Annotated in this window: 20 protein-coding genes; 15 read left to right on the top strand and 5 right to left on the bottom strand. The window is 44.8% G+C overall.

Annotation, left to right across the window (positions count from 1 at the left end; translation table 11 throughout):
• The 3 genes from ACKTT1_RS09005 to ACKTT1_RS08995 form a co-directional block, all read right to left on the bottom strand.
• Positions 1-1,392: a deoxyribodipyrimidine photo-lyase gene (locus ACKTT1_RS09005; RefSeq protein WP_412709315.1), complete on the bottom strand. Its 1,392-nt coding sequence runs from the start codon at positions 1,390-1,392 to the stop codon at positions 1-3.
• Between the two features lie 45 nt (positions 1,393-1,437).
• Positions 1,438-2,385 (bottom strand): peptide-methionine (R)-S-oxide reductase MsrB, encoded by a 948-nt coding sequence (gene msrB / locus ACKTT1_RS09000; protein WP_412710577.1) that lies wholly within the window; start codon positions 2,383-2,385, stop codon positions 1,438-1,440.
• A 311-nt stretch (positions 2,386-2,696) separates the two neighbouring features.
• Positions 2,697-4,271: an AAA family ATPase gene (locus ACKTT1_RS08995; protein WP_412709314.1), complete on the bottom strand. Its 1,575-nt coding sequence runs from the start codon at positions 4,269-4,271 to the stop codon at positions 2,697-2,699.
• A gap of 738 nt (positions 4,272-5,009) precedes the next feature.
• Here ACKTT1_RS08995 and ACKTT1_RS08990 point away from each other — a divergent pair.
• The 11 genes from ACKTT1_RS08990 (at position 5,010) to ACKTT1_RS08940 (ending at position 15,983) form a co-directional block, all read left to right on the top strand.
• Positions 5,010-6,032: a C4-dicarboxylate TRAP transporter substrate-binding protein gene (locus ACKTT1_RS08990; protein ID WP_412709313.1), complete on the top strand. Its 1,023-nt coding sequence runs from the start codon at positions 5,010-5,012 to the stop codon at positions 6,030-6,032.
• A 202-nt stretch (positions 6,033-6,234) separates the two neighbouring features.
• Positions 6,235-6,717, top strand: coding sequence for a TRAP transporter small permease (locus ACKTT1_RS08985; RefSeq protein WP_369018704.1), 483 nt, complete (start codon positions 6,235-6,237; stop codon positions 6,715-6,717).
• Between the two features lie 13 nt (positions 6,718-6,730).
• A complete protein-coding gene (locus tag ACKTT1_RS08980) occupies positions 6,731-8,014 on the top strand; it encodes a TRAP transporter large permease (protein ID WP_412709312.1) in 1,284 nt (427 codons plus the stop codon).
• 11 nt (positions 8,015-8,025) lie between these two features.
• Positions 8,026-8,781 (top strand): SDR family NAD(P)-dependent oxidoreductase, encoded by a 756-nt coding sequence (locus ACKTT1_RS08975; protein ID WP_369018706.1) that lies wholly within the window; start codon positions 8,026-8,028, stop codon positions 8,779-8,781.
• A 154-nt stretch (positions 8,782-8,935) separates the two neighbouring features.
• Entirely contained in the window at positions 8,936-9,565 is a 630-nt protein-coding gene (locus ACKTT1_RS08970) for a GntR family transcriptional regulator (RefSeq protein WP_369018707.1), read from the top strand.
• 132 nt (positions 9,566-9,697) lie between these two features.
• Positions 9,698-10,672 (top strand): Bug family tripartite tricarboxylate transporter substrate binding protein, encoded by a 975-nt coding sequence (locus ACKTT1_RS08965; RefSeq protein WP_369018708.1) that lies wholly within the window; start codon positions 9,698-9,700, stop codon positions 10,670-10,672.
• 51 nt (positions 10,673-10,723) lie between these two features.
• The gene (locus ACKTT1_RS08960) at positions 10,724-11,197 is read left to right on the top strand and encodes a tripartite tricarboxylate transporter TctB family protein (RefSeq protein WP_369018709.1); all 474 of its coding nucleotides are present in this window, start codon (positions 10,724-10,726) and stop codon (positions 11,195-11,197) included.
• 19 nt (positions 11,198-11,216) lie between these two features.
• Complete coding sequence (locus ACKTT1_RS08955) at positions 11,217-12,689, top strand: tripartite tricarboxylate transporter permease (protein ID WP_369018710.1); 1,473 nt, start codon at positions 11,217-11,219, stop codon at positions 12,687-12,689.
• A gap of 18 nt (positions 12,690-12,707) precedes the next feature.
• Entirely contained in the window at positions 12,708-13,829 is a 1,122-nt protein-coding gene (locus tag ACKTT1_RS08950; RefSeq protein WP_369018711.1) for a M24 family metallopeptidase, read from the top strand.
• A 12-nt stretch (positions 13,830-13,841) separates the two neighbouring features.
• Positions 13,842-14,876, top strand: coding sequence for a Gfo/Idh/MocA family protein (locus ACKTT1_RS08945; protein ID WP_369018712.1), 1,035 nt, complete (start codon positions 13,842-13,844; stop codon positions 14,874-14,876).
• A 162-nt stretch (positions 14,877-15,038) separates the two neighbouring features.
• Entirely contained in the window at positions 15,039-15,983 is a 945-nt protein-coding gene (locus ACKTT1_RS08940; protein ID WP_369018713.1) for a TRAP transporter substrate-binding protein, read from the top strand.
• A gap of 55 nt (positions 15,984-16,038) precedes the next feature.
• Here ACKTT1_RS08940 and hflC read toward each other — a convergent pair whose 3' ends face one another.
• Positions 16,039-16,926 (bottom strand): protease modulator HflC, encoded by an 888-nt coding sequence (gene hflC, locus ACKTT1_RS08935; protein WP_369018714.1) that lies wholly within the window; start codon positions 16,924-16,926, stop codon positions 16,039-16,041.
• 4 nt (positions 16,927-16,930) lie between these two features.
• Positions 16,931-17,917 (bottom strand): FtsH protease activity modulator HflK, encoded by a 987-nt coding sequence (gene hflK, locus ACKTT1_RS08930; protein ID WP_369018715.1) that lies wholly within the window; start codon positions 17,915-17,917, stop codon positions 16,931-16,933.
• Positions 17,918-18,082: 165 nt separating this feature from the next.
• Between hflK and ACKTT1_RS08925 the strand changes: the two genes are divergently transcribed.
• From ACKTT1_RS08925 to rsxC, 4 genes are read left to right on the top strand one after another with little or no spacing between them, the layout of a single operon-like run.
• Positions 18,083-19,219 (top strand): uroporphyrinogen decarboxylase family protein, encoded by a 1,137-nt coding sequence (locus tag ACKTT1_RS08925; protein WP_369018716.1) that lies wholly within the window; start codon positions 18,083-18,085, stop codon positions 19,217-19,219.
• A gap of 9 nt (positions 19,220-19,228) precedes the next feature.
• Positions 19,229-20,608, top strand: a complete 1,380-nt coding sequence (locus tag ACKTT1_RS08920) for a TrkH family potassium uptake protein (protein WP_369018717.1) — start codon at positions 19,229-19,231, stop codon at positions 20,606-20,608.
• Between the two features lie 12 nt (positions 20,609-20,620).
• A complete protein-coding gene (gene accC / locus ACKTT1_RS08915) occupies positions 20,621-21,967 on the top strand; it encodes an acetyl-CoA carboxylase biotin carboxylase subunit (RefSeq protein ID WP_412709311.1) in 1,347 nt (448 codons plus the stop codon).
• Positions 21,968-21,992: 25 nt separating this feature from the next.
• A complete protein-coding gene (gene rsxC, locus ACKTT1_RS08910) occupies positions 21,993-23,321 on the top strand; it encodes an electron transport complex subunit RsxC (RefSeq protein ID WP_412709310.1) in 1,329 nt (442 codons plus the stop codon).

The following is a 23,321-nucleotide window of genomic DNA, read 5'->3' as shown; positions in this document are numbered from 1 at the left end:
TCACCCTTCTAATTGGTGGGCTAAATTTTCTACTTTTTGGATGTATTGGTGTACCGGGAACTTTCTCTGCATGCCGTTTAAGCTCATGTATCGTACTTTTCCAAAAATGGGTCGTTCGGAAAAAGCTCGGTCGTGTTTGCCAAAACACCAAGCTACCCCTGCAAAACTATTAGCGTCTCGCCCGTCCAGCGCGTATTTGTTGTTGAGGTACAAAGCTATACGAAAAGCTTCCTGCGGTGTTTCGCTCCATTCCAGTATCTTCTTACCCCAGTACATTCTAACATAGCCATGTATCTTACCGGTTAATAGCAGTTCTTTTTGTGCGGCATTCCAGAGCTGGTCATGGGTTTTTGCGTGTTCAAGCTCTTCTATGGAATAAAGGTACTTCCTGAGGTCTTTGCTGTGTTTTGTAAGCGTTTTCTGAGACCAGCTGGGAAGAGCATTCCAGGAGTCATAGCTCGAATTATAGAATACGAAATTTGCAGCAAGTTCTCTACGTACAACGAGTTCTTCTATATAAGCTTCCTGAGAAGCGGGTTCATCGCAATCAGCGTTTACAATTTGCAGGGCTATGAAAAGCGGGGAAATTTGCCCAAAATGAAGATAGGGACTCATTTCAGAAAGTACATTTTTAGTGGGATCGTTGCGCCACTTTACATAGTAGGGCAATTTTTGTGTCACAAAAACTCTTAGCTTTCTCTTTGCTTCTTCGGTACCCCCTCTCAAATTCACGGGGGGAACTGTTTTGTCGATGGGTAGAGTTCTGATCAGATCTTCAATATTTGATAGCTCAGTTTCCCACTCGAATGGTCGTAGATCCAGAGAACTAAATTCGGGTTGTATTTCTTCAACTGGTCGCATGAAGCGCTTGAGTAATTTGCGTATTTTGGGTCGCAAGGTATATGCTCCGTATTCTTCATGGTCAGACGCTACCTCCACAGGAATCACAACTTCGCTTTCTGCCTGCCATAGGGGACAAGGTAGATTTTTCGCAGCTTGCTCGCGCCATGTTCTTTGAATGCGCAAGTAACCGCGGTCCACGATGGCGAGAACAGCCCTTTTCGCTGCTTCTACGACACCAGTATCTGGGGAGCCAATTTTGACAGCCATTTTAATTCCTCGTTTGATAAGTTTTGCTCTGGTTTCTTTTAGGCCTTCCAGCATGAATTGGTAGTGTCGTTGATTAGCCTCTGGAAAATCAGTGGCGAGTCCAAAGAAAACAAGGAGAGGCTTCCGGAGTATGTTAGCCTGCAAAATGGCATATTCAAGAGCATGGTTCCATTCTGCTCTTTGGGAGGCTTGCATCCAGTAAAGTAGGTAATCACCCCTATGGCGGATAGGCGAATGGTTCAAATACTGTATTCTTTCTTCTTCTACCAGGTTTTGTTTCATAGTTTGAGGTTAGAAAATTGGAAATCTTTGGTTGCTTAAGAGCACCTACTTTTTTTCAAACAGCTTTAGATATTCGCCGTATCCCTCTTTTTCAAGGTCTTCTTTAGGGATGAAACGCAGGGCAGCAGAATTAATACAGTAGCGCTTGCCTGTAGGTGGTGGTCCGTCGTTAAAGACATGGCCAAGATGCGAATCGGCGTATTTGCTGCGTACCTCAACACGGTTCATTCCTGCACTACAATCAGGAATTTCAATTATATTTTCAGGTTCCAGCGGTTTGGTGAAACTGGGCCATCCAGTTCCTGAATCGTATTTATCAAGAGAGCTAAAAAGGGGTTCTCCAGAAACTATATCCACATATATTCCCTCACGTTTTTCATTCCAGTATTCATTCTGGAAAGGGGGTTCAGTGGCATTTTCCTGAGTTACGGCATACTGGAGAGGAGTGAGCTTTTGGCGTAGTTCTTTTTCGGTAGGCTTGCGAAACTGGAGATATTTTTTCTCTGTAGAGTCTTCATTATTCCAGTACTTTTCCTTAAACTCTTTGCGTCCCGAACCAGCGCTGTATATTGCATAGTGGACTGGGCACTTTTTGTAATAGTCTTGGTGGTAGTCCTCTGCTGGATAAAAAATGGAGGCAGGCAGGATTTCAGTCACGATGGGCTTGGAGAATTTACCGGATTGTTCCAGTTCCTTTTTAGATTTTTCTGCAAGTTCTTTTTGTTCTTCGTTGTGGTAAAAGATTGCTGTTCGATATTGTGGTCCTCGGTCCACGAATTGGCCTCCCGGGTCAGTAGGATCAATGTTTCTCCAGAAAACTTGCAGAAGTTCTTCGTAGGATATTTGCTGGGGATTGTAGGTCACTCTTACTGCTTCGAAGTGTCCAGTGGTGCCTGAACATACTTCCTCATAAGTTGGATTTTCTTTGTGGCCTCCTGTGTATCCTGAGACAACTTCTATTACGCCAGGTAACTCTTCGAAAACGCTTTCCATGCACCAGAAGCAACCCCCGGCAAAGGTAGCGTTTTCGTAGCTTATACGTGAACACCAACCCTGTGCCCAAGCGTGTTGAGTTAGAAAGAGGGCAACAAAGATAGTCGCTATTGCTAAAAGCTTCAAGACAATCACCCCATCATATTTATGAATTTGTAAGAATAATTTTCAGTTTTTTATTCCCCCGTTATAGCTAAGTAGAAGCTACCGACCTTAAGTGCCGAAATATTTTGCAAAACATCGAGCGGTTGGAAAAGACGAAAAGCGGGATGTGGTTTTTGGCGGGTGTTCCCTTGTATCTCGGGCGATGGTTAAGGGGTTTCCCCCGCTCTTTTTGGATATTGGAGCCATAGAATACGGTCTATCCGGAAGGTACGCTCTTCGCCCCTTGTCTGGCAGAATGCTCGCAAGCCCAGAAACTCTTTTCCCTGAAAACGCATGATTCCAATTTCCAGGGGGGTAATAATCCGGCGGCTTTTTTCGTCACTCCTTTTCAAATACACTATTTCCAGTGTCTTTCCTTTTTCTCGTGCCTCTTCAAGAAGGGCAACTTTCTTTTCAAGCGGCAAGTTTGCTTCTGCTATTTTGTATTGGTACTCAGTGAGAAAGCGAACCACTGCTTTGTCCATACGGATGTGACCTTTTCGGACGGGTTTTTGAAGAACAATGCCTTCTAAAGTCCTACAGCGAGAGAGCGCCACATAAAGCTGTCCATGAGCGAATGTTCCTCTACTAAGGTCAATAATTACCCGGTCAAAGGTGAGTCCCTGACTTTTGTGAATGGTAATTGCCCAGGCGAGTCGCAGGGGGTACTGGGTGAAGGAGCCGATTTTTTTGGTGTTGATACGACGTTCCTGTCTATCGTAGTAAAATTCAAACATCTCCCAGGTATATGGTTCTACTTCAACCAGTTCACCGTTTTTGAGAGCAAGGACTATCGCTTCTCCTGTTTTTTGCTTTTGAAAATCAACTATCTGACCAAGGGTTCCGTTGACCCACCGCCCTGAAGAGTCGTTGTTGAGCAACATCACTTGGGCACCCTCTTTCAACCGCAGATTTGGGTCGGTTGGTAAGTCTGCGACTGAGCAGTCCCCGTTTATAGTGCCCGCGTACACTTTTTCTTTTCCTTTAAGCATCTCCAGCCTTTTTTGGTTGATTTTTCGTGCGTTTTCGTTAGTGGTTGTAATATAAACTGCGAATTCCTCTTTTTCTGGAGTGTACCCAGGAATGACTCGCTTATTGAGGAGCTTCAAGTCTTCTTCGCTTGCCGTATTGTTCCGAATCCGATTCAATATACCAATGAACTGCTCATCACGCTGGCGGTAAATTTTTTCCAATTCTACAAAAGCAGGGTGAGCCTCCTGAAAGGATCGAGCGCTGAAAAAATAAGGACTCTGGTAATGTTCTTGAAAAAGAACTTTTTCGCCTGGTTTTACCACTGGTGGAAGTTGATATAGGTCTCCGATGAATACCATCTGGATGCCACCAAAAACTTTGCCAGGTTTCTTGCCAAAGCGACGCAGGAAAGTATCAACACAGTCAAGGAGATCAGCTCTAACCATGGAAATTTCGTCGATTACAATAGTGTCGAGATTTTTATACAGTTCCCGGTTAGCTGGGTTCAGCGATTCCACCACATCCAGCGTTACGTCAGGGCGAAACCGAAAGAAAGAATGAATAGTTTGCCCCCGAACGTTAATGGCTGCCACTCCGGTAGGTGCCAGTACAGCCAGGCTTTTCTTGGTGTTTCCTCTGAAATACTGTAAAAGAGTTGACTTTCCTGTTCCTGCCCGGCCGGTGATAAAGACCGACTGCTGGCTTTTTTCCATAATCTCCAGGGCCTTCATGAACTCTGAGTTGAATTCAAGATCCTTTGGAAAAGTCATGGTAGAATCACCAACACCCAGCTGAAAATAGTCGCCGGCTTTGCCCTTTAACTACTGTGCCCATCGAGAACTTTTGCATTCCATACTATTTTATGGTATTTCGTGGGTTCTCCTGCATGTTCTTCCGGCTTTTTGGGTTTTAAAGGGGCATAGTTTCCTTTTCAAGATAAGATTTCCCCTCAATGTCATTTTAGCATGGATTGTTGCCGATTTGTGTAAACGAATTAAGGTGGGGTAAGGTCGGTCAGAGGATTCGTGTTTCTGGAAAAATCTCATGTCTTCCTGGTTATGGGAGAGTCATTGATATTTCTACGCTTTAGCTTCCAAACCCCGTTCCAAGAAATATCCTGGGTTCCTGTGCTGCAAGGAAGAAAAATAACCGCGCTATGCCTTCTGGGTAAGTAAGGGCGAGAAGCATAAAAGGGAAGAGAAGATTTTAAAAAATGTACCTTCAATAAGTTGATGCTATTCAATGTAATTTGGAACATTGACAATGTTTCTTAAATAAGGTACTTTTTTAGTAGATAAAAACAGGTAAAGAGTTTTGTTGATTTTTTATTTGCTCTGGTTATGATATATCAGATATTGGATAGTAAATCAATTTGGGTTTGGGGGGTGGTGCTGACTCTTTGAAAAGCTTTGATGTGTATTGCAGTGTAGGATTTTTTACGGGCCAGGAATGCTGGTGACAGTTAGCAAAAAATCATTACTGAAAAATGTCAGAAGGGGAGGTTATTCATGAAAAGTTTCAAATGGATTTCGGTACTGGTTATTTTAACCTTTGTTTGCTTTCTCCTTGCGGGTTTAGCGATGGCTGCTCCCAAATATGTTTTGAAATTTAACCATGTTTTGGGTGCAACCGAACCTTATCATGAGGGTTTTTTGAAATGGGCCAAGGCTGTTGAAGAACGGACCAATGGCGATTTGAAAATCGAAGTATATCACAGCGCACAGTTAGGAGTCGAGGAAGATATTCTGGAACAAATCAGGGCGGGGGCAAACATTGGTCAAAACACTGATTCAGCGAGAATGGGTATGTATGTACCTGAGATTGCAGTTATGAATGCAGCTTACTTCATTGATTTCATGGGTGCTAAGACACCGGAAGAAGTTATGGAAACACTCAGAAAGATCAAAGAATCGGAAGTCATGAAGAAGTGGCTTAGGGATCTCGAGGAGAAATACGGTTTTAAGGTGCTTTCCTTCATGTGGGTTCAGGGCTACCGGCATTTTATAACTAATAAACCCATTCGAACTCCCGAGGATCTCAAAGGTTTGAGAATCAGAACGCCGGGAGCACCTGTCTGGCAAGAATCCATCCGTGCCTTGGGAGCACAACCAGTAGCAGTTAACTTTGGAGAAATCTATACAGCCGTGCAGACCAAGGCGGTTGATGGTGCTGAGTTGGTATATGCTAATGTTGTTGCTGCCTCTCTTTACGAAGTTTTGAAATACATGTCGGAAACAGGGCACATATTGCTGATTAACTTTGAGGTGGTCAGCTCTAAATGGTTTAACAGCTTGCCGCCTGAATACCAGCAGATTCTGGTTGAAGAATGTGATAAAGCTGGCGTGGAGACCTCGCTTAAAATAATGCAGGAACTCGAAGAAGCTTTTAAGCAGCAGGCCATTGAAAAGGGTCTTCAGGTTATCACTGATGTTGATAAGGAAGCTTTTATGAAGGCAGCAGAAAAAGCGTACGAAAAGCTCAACTTGGTTGAGGCACGAAACGCGCTTATGGAAGCAATTAAGGGGGAATGAATGGAGAGTGTTTGATTTTAAGTGTGTGTCTTGTGGAAGCGAAGCAGGGTGATAATGGATAAATTGCTGAAAGGAAAATGTATACAAACGGTGGTAGCTTGTTTTGAGTTGGCATTCAAATGCTTTGCTGTGGAAAGGCCCAACCTTTCAGGTTGGGCCTTTGGCATTTAGCCAGAATGTGTTTTTTGAGGGGTGGTTGGTGGTGCATAAAATCGATTTCTATCTTCTCAAGTTTGAGAAAAATGCTGCGAAGGTTTTGGTTTTGTCCATGGTGGTCCTGGTTTTTGCTTCGGGCATTGCCCGTTTCCTTCATTACCCTATCAACTGGGCTGTGGATATCAGTACCTTCATGTTTGCCTGGGCCTGTTTTTTTGCGGTTGATGTAGCCTGGAGAGAGAACAAAATGATGAGGGTAGATCTCTTTGTCAAAAGGTTTCCGAAAAGAACGCAGAGGCTTTTCAGGCTCATCAACTATTTCATAATAATGGCTTTTTTGGTTTATCTGGTGATTTGGGGTTCTTACCTTTCTTATACCACGCGGTTCAGGACTTTTGTGGGCATACCGGGTTTTAGCTACACCTGGGTCACCCTCAGTGTACCGGTGGGTGCGGCACTAATGTTTAGAACTGGCCTTTTGAAGATCAGAAGCGAATTTTTGAATTTACGAGAAGCTACCAGGGCTTAGAGGAGGATTGGCAATGCTTGTAGTTATAATTGCCTTTGTGGTTTTTCTTCTTTTGGGAATGCCTGTAGCTTTTGCAATAGGCATATCCGGATTTTTGTGGTTTTTGCAGCATTTAGACCTCCCTATTACCATACCCATTCAGGTTTCACTCTCTCAAACCCAGAGCTTTACCTTGCTGGCCATTCCCATGTTCATTTTGGCGGGAAATGTTATGAACAGTGCCGGGGTTACCAGAAGATTGATGGATTTTGCTTCTACCCTTACCGGGCACATGCGGGGTGGTCTGGGTCAAACCTCGGCTGTTCTTTCCACTCTCATGGGTGGTGTTTCTGGGTCCAGTATTGCAGATGCTGCTATGGAGACTCGCATGCTTGGTCCGGAGATGATTAAAAGAGGATATCCCAAAGGTTTTGCAGTGGCAGTGAATGTATGGACTTCTCTGATTACCCCAATTATTCCTCCGGGAATTGCTTTCATCATTTATGGAACTATTGGTCAGGTTTCAATTGGTAGACTCTTTGCGGCGGGTATTGTCCCGGGGGTTCTCTTGATGGTGGCTTATATGTTTGCCATAGGGGTTTCTGCAAAAAGAATGGGCTTGCAGCCGGAAAGGGAAAAGCGAGCCCAGGCAAGTGCCATGGCAAAGGCTTTTTCGAGAAGCGTCTGGTCAGTTATTTTCCCGGTGCTTTTGATTCTTGGTTTGCGAACTGGTATTTTTACCCCTTCGGAAGTGGGTTCGTTTGCCGTAATCTATGGTTTGCTGATAGGTTTTTTGTTACATCGTGAGTTAAACGTGAGAACCATGTTTAACGAGACTCTTGAGCATTCTATCGGTGATATCGGGAGTGTTATGTATATCATCGTCATGTCGGCGATTTTCAGTTACGGCCTGGTCTGGGAGAGGATTCCCGAGGTTATGGCCAACACCCTGCTCGGGGTTACCACCAATCCCCATTTGTTGCTTTTGACTATTGTGATTTTCCTGGTTTTTGCTGGCCTTTTTATCGATGCTACTGCCTTGATACTTATGACCACTGCTGTTTTTCTGCCTGTGGCTCGCAAAATTGGCATAGATCCAGTTTATTTTGGTTTAATGTTTATTCTTTCAGCAGCAATGGGCAATCAAACTCCTCCAGTGGGTGCGTCGATGTATGCTGGCTGTTCTATTCTTGATGCATCTGTAGAGGAGTACACCCGGGCTTCCTTGCCCTTTTTTGTGGCTACCGTAGCGGTGATCATTTTGTTGATCTTTTTCCCACAGCTGGTGTTGATAATTCCAAACCTTATATTTGGATAGGGGGTTAGAGCATGAACTTTCAGGATAAAGTTGTACTGATTACTGGAGCTGGTTCCGGGATAGGGCGCAAAACAGCGATAATGTTTGCAAAGAGGGGCGCAAAAGTGGCAGTAAACGATATTTCTCTGGAACGAGGAAGTGAAACCGTAACACTAATTCAAAGTGAAGGGAACGAGGCTGTTTTTGTCGCTGGTGACGTATCGACGGAGGCTCAGAAGATAGTCGAGGAGACGGTGCGTGTTTTTGGAGGTCTGGATATTCTGGTTAACAATGCGGGAGTGGTGCCCTATGGGAATGTAGAGGAGACATCTGAGGAGGATTTTGAAAAGACGATGGCAGTAAATGTGAAGGGGCCGCTTTTACTTTCCAAGTATGCAGTTCAGGAGATGAAAAAACGTGGAGGAGGAGTAATAGTCAATGTCTCTTCCGAAGCCGGCTTAATAGGTATCCCTCGTAGATGTGTTTATAGTGTTTCCAAAGCGGCTTTGCTGGGTTTGACCCGATCTTTAGCGGTTGATTATGTGGATTATGGCATAAGAGTAAACGCTGTTTGCCCGGCTACTACTTATTCCCAGGGACTTGCTGAACGTATCAAGGCCTCTCCAAATCCTGACGAGATGTTACAGAGAATGGTGGCGAGAATCCCCATGAAGAGATTGGGGAAAGAGGAAGAAATAGCTTTTGCGATTCTGTTTGCGGCCTGTGACGAAGCTTCTTTTATGACTGGAAGTGTGATCAATATTGATGGCGGTTCTACAATGGTTTAGGGTTCGCGGTTTTAAAGTTGAAGTTTTTTGGGATAGCCAGGATCTGTGGCTTTTGAAAAAGAGATAGGAAGCTTTTGTTGACAGATGTGGCCTATAATACTAAACTAATATATCAGATATGATGTTCTTTTAATAAAGGGTGTTTACTGAGAATATGGGTCCTCAGAAGCTGGTTCGTGAAAGTATTGCAGAGCAGATTTATGCCATTATTAAGGAAGAAATCCTTCTTGCTCGACGTAAGCCTGGAGAGCAGTTAAACCCTCGTAAACTGGCAGAGGAGTTTGAGTCGAGTGTTATGCCGGTTCGAGACGCACTCAAGCAGCTGGTTGATGAGGGTCTGGTGGTGCGCAAGCCCCGAGTAGGGTTCTTTGTGCGTTCTTTCACTCCGCGAGAGGTAAGGGAAATCATGGAAGTGCGCAAGCTTTACGAGCTTTACTGTCTGGAATCTTATTTTGATTGCATAGATAAAGATAGACTGCGTTTCTTGCTTGAACGCTGTCTCTCCCGGGATTGGCCTGCAGTCAAGAATCCAGAATTTGATCGCCTGGATGATGACATTCACGATCTAATTGTTAGTGCTTCTGGAAACACGTTTTTGATAGAAAGTTACAATAACATAAAAGACAGGATATTTTTGATTCGCCATCTTGGGGAAAGTCAGGCTCGTCGGGCTAATGAAGAGCATGTACTTTTGATTCAGGCCATTTTGGACGGTGATAAGGAAAGAGCCAAAGAAATTTTACAGGCTCATATTGACAGGGTTACCTGTGAAGTTTCCCTGTAAAGTTGGTTTTTATTTCTTTATTTGTTGATATATCAGATATCACTTTTGGGAGACTGGGGGTGGTGGTATAGGGTAACTTCTGAGAATTGGTAGTTGAGGTTTTAAAAAATTTTGAGAAAGGAGTGAACAGTTTTGAAGAAACTTTTAATTGTTAGTTTGGTTTGTGTTGTGCTTTTCGGTATGGTTGCAGGTGTAAGGGCACAAAGCTGGCCTGAAAAAGAGGTGGAAATTATTATTCCCTGGTCGGCAGGAGGCGCAACCGATGTTTTGTTCAGGACAGTGGCCAAGTATTTTCCCAAGTATGCCAACGGAAAGCAGTTGATTATTAAAAATGTTCCTGGTGGCGGTTCAGCGATAGGTTATGGAGAAGGTGCTAAGGCTAAACCCGATGGATACACGCTGGTTGCTGCAGTAAATCCCATCATTACCAGAGCATTAATGGGTCCTGCTCCCTATCACCCGATAGAGAGTTTTGACCCGGTATGCCTTCTGGTGAAAAATCCCTGTTACATGTTAGTGAATAGCAAGTTGAAAAAGTGGAATACCCTTGCTGAGCTGGTCGAGTATGTTAAAGAAAATCCAGGATTAGTTACGGTTGGTAACGGTGGAGCTGGTGGTGGCAACCATCTGGTAGCACTGCGTTTTGAGAACGCTTTTGGTCTCAAGTTTATTCATGTGCCCTTTGCTGGTGGTGCTCCTTCCATCAATGCTTTGCTTGGAGGACATGTTGATGCAGTGGTTGCTTCGTCTCCTGAAGGATTTCCTAATGTCGAAGCAGGAGAACTCGAGATGCTTGCGGTTTTTGCTGAAGAGCGATTAAAGAAGTTTCCTCAATTTCCCACAGCTCGAGAACAAGGCTATGATTTCACGGCCTTTATGTGGAGAGGTGTGGTAGTACCAAAAGGAGTTAGCCCTGAACTGATACAGCAGATTGCTCAGGTTTTTAAAGCAATTATAGAAGACCCGGATTTCCAGAAAGATGCCGAAAATCTGGGACAGAATCTGGTTTACCTTGACCCGGAAGCTTTTAAGGAACACATAGCTTCAGAGCTTGAACGGTACCAGGAGATTATTGCGAAATACGAACTCGGAGAATTTTACAAATAAGGTTTTAGGCGCTTCCTCGGGGTCCCGAGGAGGCGCTTGGAGGTATTAACAATGTGGAAGGCTGACCTTGGAATAGGTTTTTCGCTGCTTTGTGTTTCAGTGTTTCTTCTAATCCAGGCAATGGAATTGCCCAGAAGTCATGTGGGGATAAGCCCGGGTTTGTTTCCCAGTATCGCTTTTCTGGGTCTCATTATTCTGAATCTGGCTCTGGTATTCAGGAGTTGGAGAAAAAAAGCTGAGAAAAAAGAGGTTCCCGCTTCTTTGGGTCTTAACTTAAGAAGTTTGGGCAAAATAGCTTTGTTTGCAGCTTTTGCCTGGTTGTATATCACACTCTTGCGTCCTCTGGGGTTTGTATACGCATCGAGCATTTTTTTCTGGATGATTTTTATCCTTGCCGGTGTTGAGCAATGGGGGAAAGCACTGCTTTTTTCTTTCCTCTCCAGTGTTCTGGTGTATTTGATTTTTTATCGGATTTTCATGGTAGTCTTGCCTCGGCCGAATTGGCCTATCCCTCATCCCTTTTGAATAGATTTGGAGGTAGAGAATGGACATTATTCAGGTAAGTCTCTGGCAGGGATTGAAAGAAATTCTCGACCCTCAAATCCTTTTGTACATTTTTGGAGGAGTGGTATTCGGATTTGTGGTTGGTGCTTTACCCGGTCTTTCTGCTTCAACGGGGATCATTCTCTTTCTACCACTTGCTTATCAAATCCCGGCTGCAGAAGCAATCATGGTCATGCTCGGTATATATGGAGGTACTATGTTTGCTGGTTCCATACCAGCCATTTTAATTCGCACACCTGGCACACCCTCTGCTGCTGCTACTACGCTTGACGGATATCCTATGGCCCAGAAAGGGGAAGCAGGCCTTGCTCTTTCGACATCTGCCATCGCATCTTTTGTGGGAAGCTTACTCAGTGCGATAGCCCTTTTTTTGGTAGCTCCACAACTTGCACGCATAGCGCTCAAGTTTGGACCACCGGAATTCTTCGCTCTGGTTGTTTTCGGTCTTACGGTTATTGCTGGGGTAACCGGTAAAGATGCATTGAAAGGCTTGATTGCTGCCCTTCTGGGGCTTTTTCTGGGAACGATTGGCATGGACCCTGTGATGGGTTATGCTCGCTTTAATTTTGGTTCCTATGCCCTCCAAGGAGGGTTGCCTCTTTTACCAGTGATGATCGGTCTTTTTGCGGTATCTCAAGTTTTGAGGGATATAGAAAGAGCAGGGGAGAAATACCAAGTAACCAGTATGATAAACCGCGTCTGGTTGCTTCCAGAGCAGCTGAAAAGGGTTTTTAAGGCTTCCCTGTTTGGTTCGGCCCTGGGAGTAGGAATTGGTGCAATCCCGGGCATTGGAGGTTCTATAGCTACCTTCGTGGCTTATGGTCAGTACCGTAAACTGTCTAAATACGGAGAGGAGTTTGGTAACGGGGTTATTGAAGGAGTTGCTGTTCCAGAGGCAGCCAACAACGCTACAACTGGTGGAGCCCTTATTCCTCTTTTAACGCTGGGTATTCCTGGGGACATCGTAACTGCAGTGATGCTGGGAATTTTAATTCTTTTTGGAGTTCGTCCTGGTCCTATGTTGTTCCGGGAACAACCAGAACTGGTAGGGAAGCTTTTTGCCTCAATGTTTGTGATTGCTTTTTCTATTTTGGGATTAGGTTTGCTCGGTGCACGTTTTTCTCCCTTGATACTCCGCATTCCCAAAAGAATTCTTTCGCCTTTAGTACTTCTTTTGTGTGTAGTTGGGGCTTATGCGGTGAGTTCCAGTGCTTTTGGTATTGCAGTGGCTCTGGTTTTTGGAGTGGCAGGTTATTTCATGGAAAAATTTGGTTTTCCGGTGGCACCATTGCTCATCAGCATGATTCTTGGCCCCATTGCCGAAGGAGAGCTTGGCAGAAGCCTTTTGATTTCAAGGGGAGATTGGTCAATACTGGTTACTCGTCCCATTTCTCTCGGGTTCTTAATTCTGGCAGGTTTGTCGCTGGTTTTTGCTTTTCGCAAAAGAACTTGAAAAGGGGTGAGAAGTTTGGTGAATCAGGATGGAACTTCTTCTGTAACGCTTGAAATCCAGGAAAAGCTGAGGCGCCTTCGTACCGTGATGGAAAACAGGAACCTACAAGCACTGCTTTTAAAAAGACATGTCAACTTCAGCTGGCTTACTGCTGGCGGTACCAATGTGCTGTGTATGGCACAGGATGGTGGTGTAAGCAGCATTCTGGTTACCCATGATAAAAGCTATGTTATAGCCAGCAATATCGAGGTTCCCCGTATGCGCGAGGAAGAAAAGGTTACCGAAAAGGGATTTGAGATAGTAGAGTATTCTTGGTACGAAGGTGATGAGATGAAAGTTGTGCAGGAAATTTGTGGGCAAGGTCGTATTGGTTGTGATATGCCTTTTGAAGGTGCTCAAAATATTGCCTCAGAAATCAATCGCTGCCGTTACCAGCTTTTAGAGCCTGAAAAGGAGCGATATTTGTGGTTGGGCAGGGAGGTTTCTTGGCTGCTTGAGGAGGTACTTTGTAGTGTTCACCCTGGCCTTCTTGAATCTGAAATAGCGGCGGGAATTGCCTTTAAGCTCTGGGAAAAAAGGATTGAACCCATTGGATTTCAGGTGGCTGCAGATGAGCGTGCCTACCAGTTTCGGCATCCAGTGGCTTTCCAGAATCCAGTTAGGAAACTTCTTCTGGCAAGCGTGATGGCCAGGTATGCTGGTTTGGTGACTACAGTCACCCGCATGGTGCATTTTGGAACTCCTTCTCAAGAATTCTTAAAACAGTATCGGGACAATGTGCGTATCGAATGCGAAATGATTGCTCTTTCAAAGCCTGGAAACCCGGCTTTGCTTCCACTTAAAAGGGCGGTGGAGCTTTATGAACAGTTTGGTTATCAGGGGGAATGGAAGTATCATCATCAAGGGGGTGCAATGGGCTATTTGCCTCGGGATTATCGGGTGGATTTTAACTGTAAAGAAATTATTCTTGAAAACCAGGCTTTTTGCTGGAATCCATCTATTGCTGGTACCAAATCGGAGGACGGTTTTATAGCTACTTCTTCCGGTCCTTTGTTTATAACCTATCCTGTGCGTTTTCCAGTGTTAAGCGTTGAAGTGTCGGGTTTTTCCTTTAAACGTCCGGATTTGTTAATACTTTGAGGAGGATAGGCAATGGGTAATGAAGGGATAGGTGTGGCGATTGTAGGCTATGGACTTGCTGCCTCGCTTCATGCTCAGGCTTTAGTCCAGCTTGAGAATGCGCAATTGGTGGCTATAGTGGGTAGAAACCTTGAAAAGGCTTCCCAGTTGGCGAGCCGTTTTGGGGTAAAAGCTCTATCTCTTGAGGAGGCGCTCAAAAGAGAGGACATTCAAGCTTTTATTGTCACAACCCCTACGGGTACGCATCTTGACGTAGTTAAGGAAATTGTTCCTTATGGTAAGCACCTTCTGGTGGAAAAACCTCTGGAAAGCAATCTGGAGCGGACTGATGAGTTGATTCGGGTTTGTAACGAGGCAGGAGTTATTCTGGGGGCAGTTTTTCAGCATCGTTATGATGACGCCTCTTTGAGGTTGAGGGAATACATGGAAAAGGGTCTTTTGGGAAAGCCGGTGATGGGCAGCGCCTATGTTAAGTGGTATCGACCCCAGGAATACTATGATGCTCGTTCCTGGCGAAAGAGTGTGGAAGCTTCTGGTGGTGGCGCACTGGCTATTCAGGCTTCGCATAGTATAGACCTTTTGCTCTGGTTTATGGGCGAAGTGGCCAGAGTGTGTAGCTTCATGGACACCTTAGTTCATACCGGAATAGAGGTTGAGGATGTGGCGGTGGTTTCGATTGCTTTCAGGAATGGTGCTTTGGGAAGCGTGGAGGCTAGCACGGCTACCTATCCCGGTTTTGCAGAGAGGCTGGAATTGCATTTCGAAAAAGGTAGCGCAATAATCGAGGGAGGTAAAATCGTCTATCTTAAAACCTCTTCTGATGAAATACCCGACGTAGAACGAGGAGAAAGCGGTTTGTCTGGAGCGAGCGATCCTGCTCATGTAGATTTAGAGCCTTTTGTAAGAATGTTGAGAGACTTTGTTAATGCCCTTCGCGAAGGTCGCAATCCGCCACTGAATGGACGAGAGGGTCGAAAAGCAGTGGAACTTATTGAAGCGGCACGCAGGTCTGCTTTGGAATCCAGGGTGGTGGAGCTGCCTCTTTGAGTGTGAGGTAACCCTGAAACAGGGTGTAAAGTAATATTTTTTCGAAGTTTTGATATATCAGATACGATATATCAAGGGTGCAAAGCACCCAAAAAATAAAAACTTAGAGTTAAAGGAGGGAGTAGCGTGTTTGTGAGGACATCACTAAGGTGTTTGCTGTTTGTGCTGTGTTTTGTGTTGCTTTTGGGAGCAGCTTCTTTTGCTTTTGGAGAAGTTGTGCTCAAAGCGGGGAGTCCTTTCAAAGAAGGTCATATTTTGGTAGAAGCAGCAACAAAATTTAAAGAGTTGCTCGAAGAACGCAGTGGAGGAAGGCTGCAAGTGGAACTTCAAATAGCGCAGGCTTCAGAAGAGGACGTTAATACCCAGTGCGCGGAAGGCACAATTGACCTCCAGTTCACAGGAGGAAGACCAGTTGAAGTATTCGCACCTCAATACTTTTTCTTTAATGCACCCTATGTGATTAAGGATTACGACCATTTTTTGAGGGTGTGGAATGGCCATTTAGGCGAAGAGGCCAAAAAGCTGGTGCTTCAAAATGGCAATATGCTCTGTTTGGGCACGGTATATCGTGGTTTCAGACAGATGACCTCTCTTAAACCAATCAGAAGACCCGAAGATTTGATTGGATTGAAATTGCGCCTTCCAGTAGTTAAAACCTGGATTGCAGTGTGGGAGTCCTTAGGGGTGGAGCCAGTTCCTGTTCCTCTTCCAGAGCTATACCAGGCGCTTAAGGAAGGAAAAGCCGAGGCTTCTGAGGGAGATCTTCCCCAGATATATTCTTTCAAGCTCTATGAAGTGCAAAAGTATCTGGGTATTACCAATCATCTGGTTGGTGTAGGATGGGTAACAATGAACAAGAATTCTATGGAAAAACTTTCCCCTGAAGACCAGGAGCTGGTACGAAATTGCATCGCGGAGGCTTGCCAGTGGGCTACAGAGAAAATCAAAAGCGGTGAAGATGAATTACTTGCAAAATTACGGGAGCTGGGCATGGAAGTGATTTATCCTGACGCAGATGCCATAAGAGAAAAAGCCAAACCGGCAATTGAAAAACTGTTTGCTGTTGAGTGGCCGGTTACCACCTGGGAAGAGGTGCTTGCTCAATAAAAATTATTCAAACAACTATCTGGAGAGAGGGTTTAACCCTCTCTCCAGATAGGGCTCAGTTTGTACCTTCTTTTTTTCTGGAGCTTTCTATGTATTCGAGGATTTCCGAAGCTGGTGTAAGTACAAGCGTATCGTTTTCGGTTATGCCTTGCTCATACATTTCCAGCGTTTTCAAAAAGGCGAAAAATTCGGGGTCGTTTCCAAAGGCTGCAGCGTAAATTCGCAATGCCTGGGCTTCGCCTTCTCCTTTTATAATCTGAGCTTGTTTTTGAGCTTCAGCAATAATCAGAGCCCGTTCCTTGTCGGCCTGAGCTCTTATTTTGGTGGCTTCTTCCTGTCCTTCAGAGCGGTACTGCTTGGCCTGGCGTTCGCGTTCAGCCTTCATGCGCTCAAAAACGGCTTCTTCATTTTGTTTGGGTAAATCGGCTCTTTTAATGCGCACGTCTACTATCTCTATTCCAAAGTTTTTCGCTTTTTGACTGGCTCTTCTGGTTACTGTATCCATGATTTCTCCTCTTTCCGTAGCTACCACGTCTATCAGGTCTACTTTACCTATTTCGGTTCGCAATTCCGAGTAAACTAAGTCATCAATACGAACAACTGCCTCCGATTCACTCACCACAGTTTGCAAGAAAAGGAGGGGGTTTTCAATCCTCCAACGCACATAATTGTCAACTACTAAGGTTTTTTTATCTCTGGTAATGACTTCTTCAGGAGGCGAATCGTACTCAAGAAGGCGCTTGTCAAACTTATATACCGTCTGAATGGGGTAAGGAAGCTTTAAATGTAAGCCGCTCTCTTTGACCACTTTAACAGGTTTTCCGAGCTGCAAGAGCACCCCTTGCTCGGTTTCGTCTAAGGTATACCAGGGTCTGACAAGCACTACGATAATGAGCCCTATGATTGCAATGATGATTCTACCCAAAAGCTTTCTTCTCGCCATTTGACTAATCCATTCCTTCGCCAGTAAGAGGAAGGAATTTCAGTACTTCACCTTCCTCGGTTTTGCTATCAAATATGAATTTTTTAACTTTAGGCCAGATTTTCTGAAGAGTTTCGAGATAAATTCTTTTTCTGGTAATTTCAGGAGCATGTTGATATTCCCTGAGTACTTTAAGGAAGCGTTCTGTTTCTCCTTCCGCTGCTTTGACAGTACTTTCTTTAAAGGCTTCTGCTTCACGGAGTAGTTTTTCGGCTTCACCACGGGCTTGGGGAATGATTTCGTTGCGATAGGCTTCGGCCTGGTTGATAAAACGTACCCGGTCTTCCCGAGCACTGGCCACGTCTTTAAAGGCAGAGATAACTGGTTGTGGTGGCTGTACGTCCTGGAGCTGTACTCCGATGACCTGTATTCCACACTGGTATTTGTCGAGGATTTCCTGGAGGAGGGTTTTAACCTCTTCCTGGACTTCAGAACGCCCTGTGGTTAGCACGTCATCAATAGGTTTTTTCCCCACAATTTCACGCATTGCCGATTCTGCCGCACTTTTTACTGCGTTTTCCGGGTCTTTAACTTGGAAAAGATAAAGGTAAGGATCAGAAATACGGTATTGGACAATAAACTGGCAATCTACAATGTTTTCGTCTCCAGTGAGCATTAGTGATTCCTGGGGAAAAAGCTGATATCGGGGAGGTGGTCCAGGAGAAATGGTTCTGAAACCTATTTCGGCCCTACGCACTTCCGTTATTTTGGGTTTCTGCAGGGTTTCGAAAGGATAAGGTAGTTTGTAGTGAATGCCCGGGGGTGTTTTTCTGGTAAACTGCCCGAAGGTTTTTATCATTCCTACTTCGTCCGGGCCAACTATGTATATCCCACTCAAAAAATAAATCGCAATGATGATGAGAACGGTAAAGTATCCCAGACGCTTCAGAAAGCGCAATAACCTCGAGTCGTAGATGTTTATTACTTTGCGTTCGAAATCTTCATCAAACATCTTTTTTATACTAACCCAATTGGTTGTGAATGACAAGGGTTTTTTAATTCTTTCTTGCAGAAAGGAGATAAAGACAGTTGGTTTTGAAAGCATCGAATTCAAGGGTATAAAGTTTTGTTTTTCTGATACAATATAGGCGATGTTTGCTTGAGGGGGGCGATTTTTTTGACGCCGAGAGAAAGAGCTTTACGCGCTTTAGAGCATAAAGTTCCTGACCGTATCCCTTTAGATTTGGGAAGTACTAACTGTACTACCATGACCAGAGTTGCCTATGAAAACCTCAAGTCCTACCTGGGTATTGAGGGTGAAACCCGTTTGATGATGGAAAATTTTCAGATTGTTTTCATAGATGAGGCAGTGCTTGAATATTTCCAGATCGATACTCGTGGCGTACATCCGCAGCCAGTATTTCAGAAGACCATTATTGACGAGCGAACTTACAAGAATGAGTTTGGTATAGTCTATCGCATGCCGGAGAATGGATTATATTACGATATGGTTGAACACCCTTTAGCTGGGAAAAGCCTTGAAGAGCTTGAGGATTATCCCTGGCCAGATCCTGCAAAGAGCATGAATCTTGAAGGCTTGAGAGAAAAAACTCAAAAGATGTATGAGGAAGGCAAATACCTCCTGGTGGGAGACATGATCGATACCGGGATTTTCGAGCCCTGCTGGTATCTAAGGGGATTTGAGAATTTTCTTGTAGATCTTTTAATTAACAAAGATTTTGCCCTCAAGCTTATGGAGGGGATGTACAATTACCAGCTTAACCGCTACTCTCTCTTCCTTAAAGAAGTTGGGGAGTTTTTGGATGTGATTTTTGTCGGCGACGATCTGGCCACTGCTGAAAACGTCATTATGAGTCCTGAAACCTACCGTGAGCTTATTAAGCCTTTTCATAAGGAATACTTTCGCCAGCTAAAAAAACTTGCTCCTCGGGCGAAGCTTCTCTATCATTCTTGTGGAAGTATCTTGCAGTTTATACCCGATTTGATTGAAATCGGCGTAGATATTCTGAATCCGGTTCAGGTTTCTGCGCAGGGTATGGAACCGGCGATATTAAAAGAAAGGTTCGGTAGGGAACTATCTTTTTGGGGAGCAATTGACACTACTTTTGTACTTCCTCGGGGTACCAGGGAGGAGGTACGTCAGGAAGTACGTACCAGAATTGACCAGTTGGGTCCTGAGGGGTATGTGCTTACTTCGGTGCACGATATTCAACCTGATGTTCCCCCTGAAAACGTGATAGCCATGTTTGAAGAAGCCAGAGCATATGGCTGCTTTTCGGTAAAGGAGCTTTGACCACGGTTAATGAATTTCTTTGGGGAAGTTGCCGAGGAAAAAGAAGCAATAAGTACTTTAAGATTACTGGTACATCTTAAAAAAAAGGTTAGTTCGCTGTCTCCTTCGGAAGTTATTCTGTTGGGTTATGCAGGTGTAATCTTTTTGGGGGCACTTCTTTTGTCTTTACCTTTTATGGTTGCTCCCGGCAATCATCTTTCTTTTGTAGACGCTCTATTTACTTCTACTTCAGCCGTTTGTGTGACTGGTCTTGTTGTGGTTGACACCGCGACTTTTTTCTCTTTCTGGGGACAGCTGACCATTCTGATTTTGTTGCAGATTGGTGGTTTGGGTTACATGACCATGACGACCCTGGTTGCCGTGGCTTTGGGGAGACGTGTTGAATATCGGGACCGTCTGGCAATCAGAGATTCTCTGGCTCTGGATACCCCGGGAGGCGTGGTTCGCTTTGTCCTTTTAATCGTGAAATACACTTTGTTGATTGAAGGCTTGGGTTTTGTGTTTCTTTTGATGAGGTTTTTGAAATATTTTCCGTTTCCTCGGGCGCTGTTTGCTGCTCTGTTTCATGCGGTATCGGCATTCTGCAATGCAGGGTTTTCAGTTTTTACAAATAGCTTAGAAAGCTTTGTTGAGGACCCTTTTGTAAATCTGACGGTTGCTGGTTTAATCGTGCTGGGAGGGATTGGCTTTATGGTTCTCAAAGAGCTTTCCGAAAGAAGGCGGGTTACCTCCCTGCATGCTCGAGTGGTGGTACGTATGACAACTTTGCTCATTGCCATTGGTTTTCTGGGCTTTTTGCTCTTGGAATGGAATGGAGTTTTGAGAGATCTTTCTCTAAGTGGAAAATTGCTGGCAGCGCTTTTCCAGTCCATAACACCTCGCACGGCTGGTTTCAATACGGTTCCCATTTCAAATGTGAGTGCGGCGACCGCGCTGCTACTCATGGTGTTGATGTTTATTGGTGCTTCTCCAGGTGGCACAGGTGGTGGTATAAAAACCACCACTTTTGCAATCCTCCTGGGTACGGTAAAAAGTGTGATTCGCCAGGAAGACCGGGTAGAGCTTTTGCATCGTAAGGTAGCGCAGCTCACTGTGTACAAAGCCTTTGTCTTTTTCTTTCTTGCTATACTTCTTGTTGTCGGAGCAACTTTCGTCCTGCTTATTATTCAGCCAAATAATCCAATAGACATTGTTTTTGAGGTTTTTTCAGCTTTTGGTACAGTAGGGCTTTCTCGGGGTATTACTCCACATCTTTTGACTCTTTCCAAAATGCTGATTATTCTTATTATGTACGTGGGCAGAGTAGGGCTTTTCACGCTGCTCATGTACCGACCAGGACGCGATATTAAGGGTTTGATAAGCTATCCTGAAGAGAGAATTCCAATTTAGGAGGTTTTTGCTTTGTTTTCCAAAGTTTTGATTGCCAATCGCGGAGAAATTGCTCTGAGAGTTACCCGAGCCTGTCGAGAGTTAGGGCTTAAGACGGTGGGAATTTTTTCCGACTCCGACGCTAACCTTTTGCATTTGCGCTTTGTGGATCAAAAGGTGGCTCTTGGTGGTAATAGCCCCCTGGAAAGCTATCTCAACATAGACAAAGTGGTTGAAGCCTGTCTTTTAACCCGTGCTGATGCGGTGCATCCTGGATATGGTTTTTTATCTGAAAATGCCCTTTTTGCACAAAAATTGCAGGAGAACAACATAGTTTTCATTGGTCCTTCGGTAGACGTTTTGAGAACCATGAAGAACAAGTTGCTTACCAAAAAAATTTTGCATCAGGCTGGCATACCAGTAGTTCCTGGTTCTCTGGAACCGCTGCATAGTGAAGAAGAGGCTCTGAGCGTTGCTCGAGAACTGGGATTTCCGGTTTTACTAAAGGCTTGCCTGGGGGGTGGTGGAAGGGGTATTAGAGTGGTTGCTTCGGAGAAAGAATTGAAAGATGCTTTTCGAAGTGCTTCTCGTGAGGCCAAAATAGCCTTTGGAAGTTCTGATCTGTACCTTGAAAAACAAATTGAACGTGCTCGCCACATTGAGGTGCAAATTCTTGCCGATAACTTTGGCAATGTGGTGCATCTTGGGGAAAGAGAATGTTCTTTGCAGAGAAAACGTCAAAAAGTGCTTGAGGAAGCGCCTGCACGTTTTCTGGATGCTGGTTTGCGAAACGAAATTTTGAAGTGCGCAGTTAAGGCGGCACGAACCCTCAATTATACCACTTGCGGGACCCTGGAGTTTCTGGTTACTGAAGAGGGGAATTTCTATTTCATGGAGCTTAACGCCCGTATCCAGGTAGAACATCCGGTTACCGAGATGATCACAGGTGTGGATATCGTTCGGGAACAGATTAAAGCAGCAAGTGGTGAAAAGCTTTCTTTCAGTCAGGAGAACATCACCTTTAAGGGACATGCGGTCGAGATGCGAATTAACGCAGAGGACCCTTTCCGCAACTTTACCCCTTCGCCAGGTCGCATAACCAGATTTGAAATACCTCGTGGTCCGGGTATTCGAGTGGATTCACATTGCTACTCTGGGTATGTGGTACCACCTTACTATGATTCTTTAATTGCCAAGCTCATTGTTTGGGATGAAAACCGAGATTTTGCCTTACGGCGCTCCTATGAAGCCTTGCATTCTTTCTTTGTAGAAGGTATATCTACCACTATTCCTTTCCACCTGCGGATTTTGCGAAACGAGGATTTTGTTAAAGGTCGTTTTCACACCCGTTTTATAGAGGAAGATTTCGTTATGGAATGACCAAAAGCTATGGAGGAGATATGGTATGAGGGTTAAAACTTTTCCTAAGGGGGTGCATCCTCCCCGTACTTTTAAGGAGCTAACGGCTTCCAGTGCAATTCAGGCTATTAAGTCTCCGGCGAGAGTAGTTCTTCCCCTGATACAGCATACCGGGGCACCTCTCTCTCCACTGGTTAAGAAGGGCGAACGGGTAAAGAAGGGGCAAAAAATAGCGGATGTTGAAGCTTTTGTAAGTGCACCCTTGCATGCTTCAGTAAGTGGTGTAGTGAGTGCGATTGTTGACTGGCCACATCCTACCCGGGGAGTTTTCAAAGCAATTGTTATAGAGAGAGATGGCGAGGAAGAAGAACGTGGGGAGCTTTTGCCTGTGGAAAGAATTGAAGATTTAGAACCGGACTTTTTGCGAAAATGGATTCGCGAAGGAGGCATGGTTGGTCTGGGGGGAGCAGCTTTTCCGACCCATGTTAAAGTTTCTCCTCCTCAGGGGAAAACGATTGAGTATTTGATCCTTAACGGTGCTGAGTGCGAGCCGTATCTTACCTGTGACCACCGGGTGATGCTGGAACAATCGGAGGAAATCCTTATCGGATTGCGCATTCTGGCTCGTGCCTGTGGGGCCAAAGCTGCCTTTATAGGAATTGAGGAGAATAAGCCTGATTGTATTCAGCTCTTTGAGGAAAAAGTGAAGCAACTCACTATTCCCACCACAGTGGTTCCTCTGGCTACCAAGTATCCTCAGGGTTCTGAAAAACACCTGATTCTGGCTATTCTGGGTCGCGAAGTCCCACCAGGTGGTCTTCCTCTCGACGTGGGGGTGGTTGTGAACAATGTTCAAACTGCCTGGGCGCTGGGAAGAATGGCACTTGAAGGAATGCCACTTGTAGAGAGAGTAATTACTGTCAGTGGAGATTGTATAAAGGAACGTGGGAATTTTCTGGTTCCAATTGGAACCGTGCTTGAGGAATTGGTAGAGTTCTGTGGCGGGTTTATAGAATCCCCTCGTAAGGTTGTTATGGGAGGACCCATGATGGGTATTGCTCAGGTTTCTCTTGCGGTGCCAGTTATCAAAGGCACTTCTGGTTTTCTTTTTATGAAAGAATTCCGGTTTTCCAAAGAGTATCCCTGTATCCGCTGTGGAAGATGTGTTAGCCACTGTCCCATGAACCTCATTCCCAGCCAGTTGGCTGGGCTTTCTGAGTTTGGTGCCTTTGAGGAAGCAGAGAGGTTCAGGGTTATGGATTGCATCGAGTGCGGAGTTTGTGCTTATGTTTGTCCGGCCAGTATACCCATTACTCATCGTATCAAAGTTGCCAAAGCAGAGATAATTCGCAAATCGAGGAAGGGAGGGAAGTAA

The organism is Atrimonas thermophila, assembly GCF_045864955.1.
GTDB lineage: Bacteria > Atribacterota > Atribacteria > Atribacterales > Thermatribacteraceae > Thermatribacter > Thermatribacter velox.
Note: the sequence above shows the minus strand (reverse complement) of the source record. Positions and strands in the feature narration are given on the sequence as shown.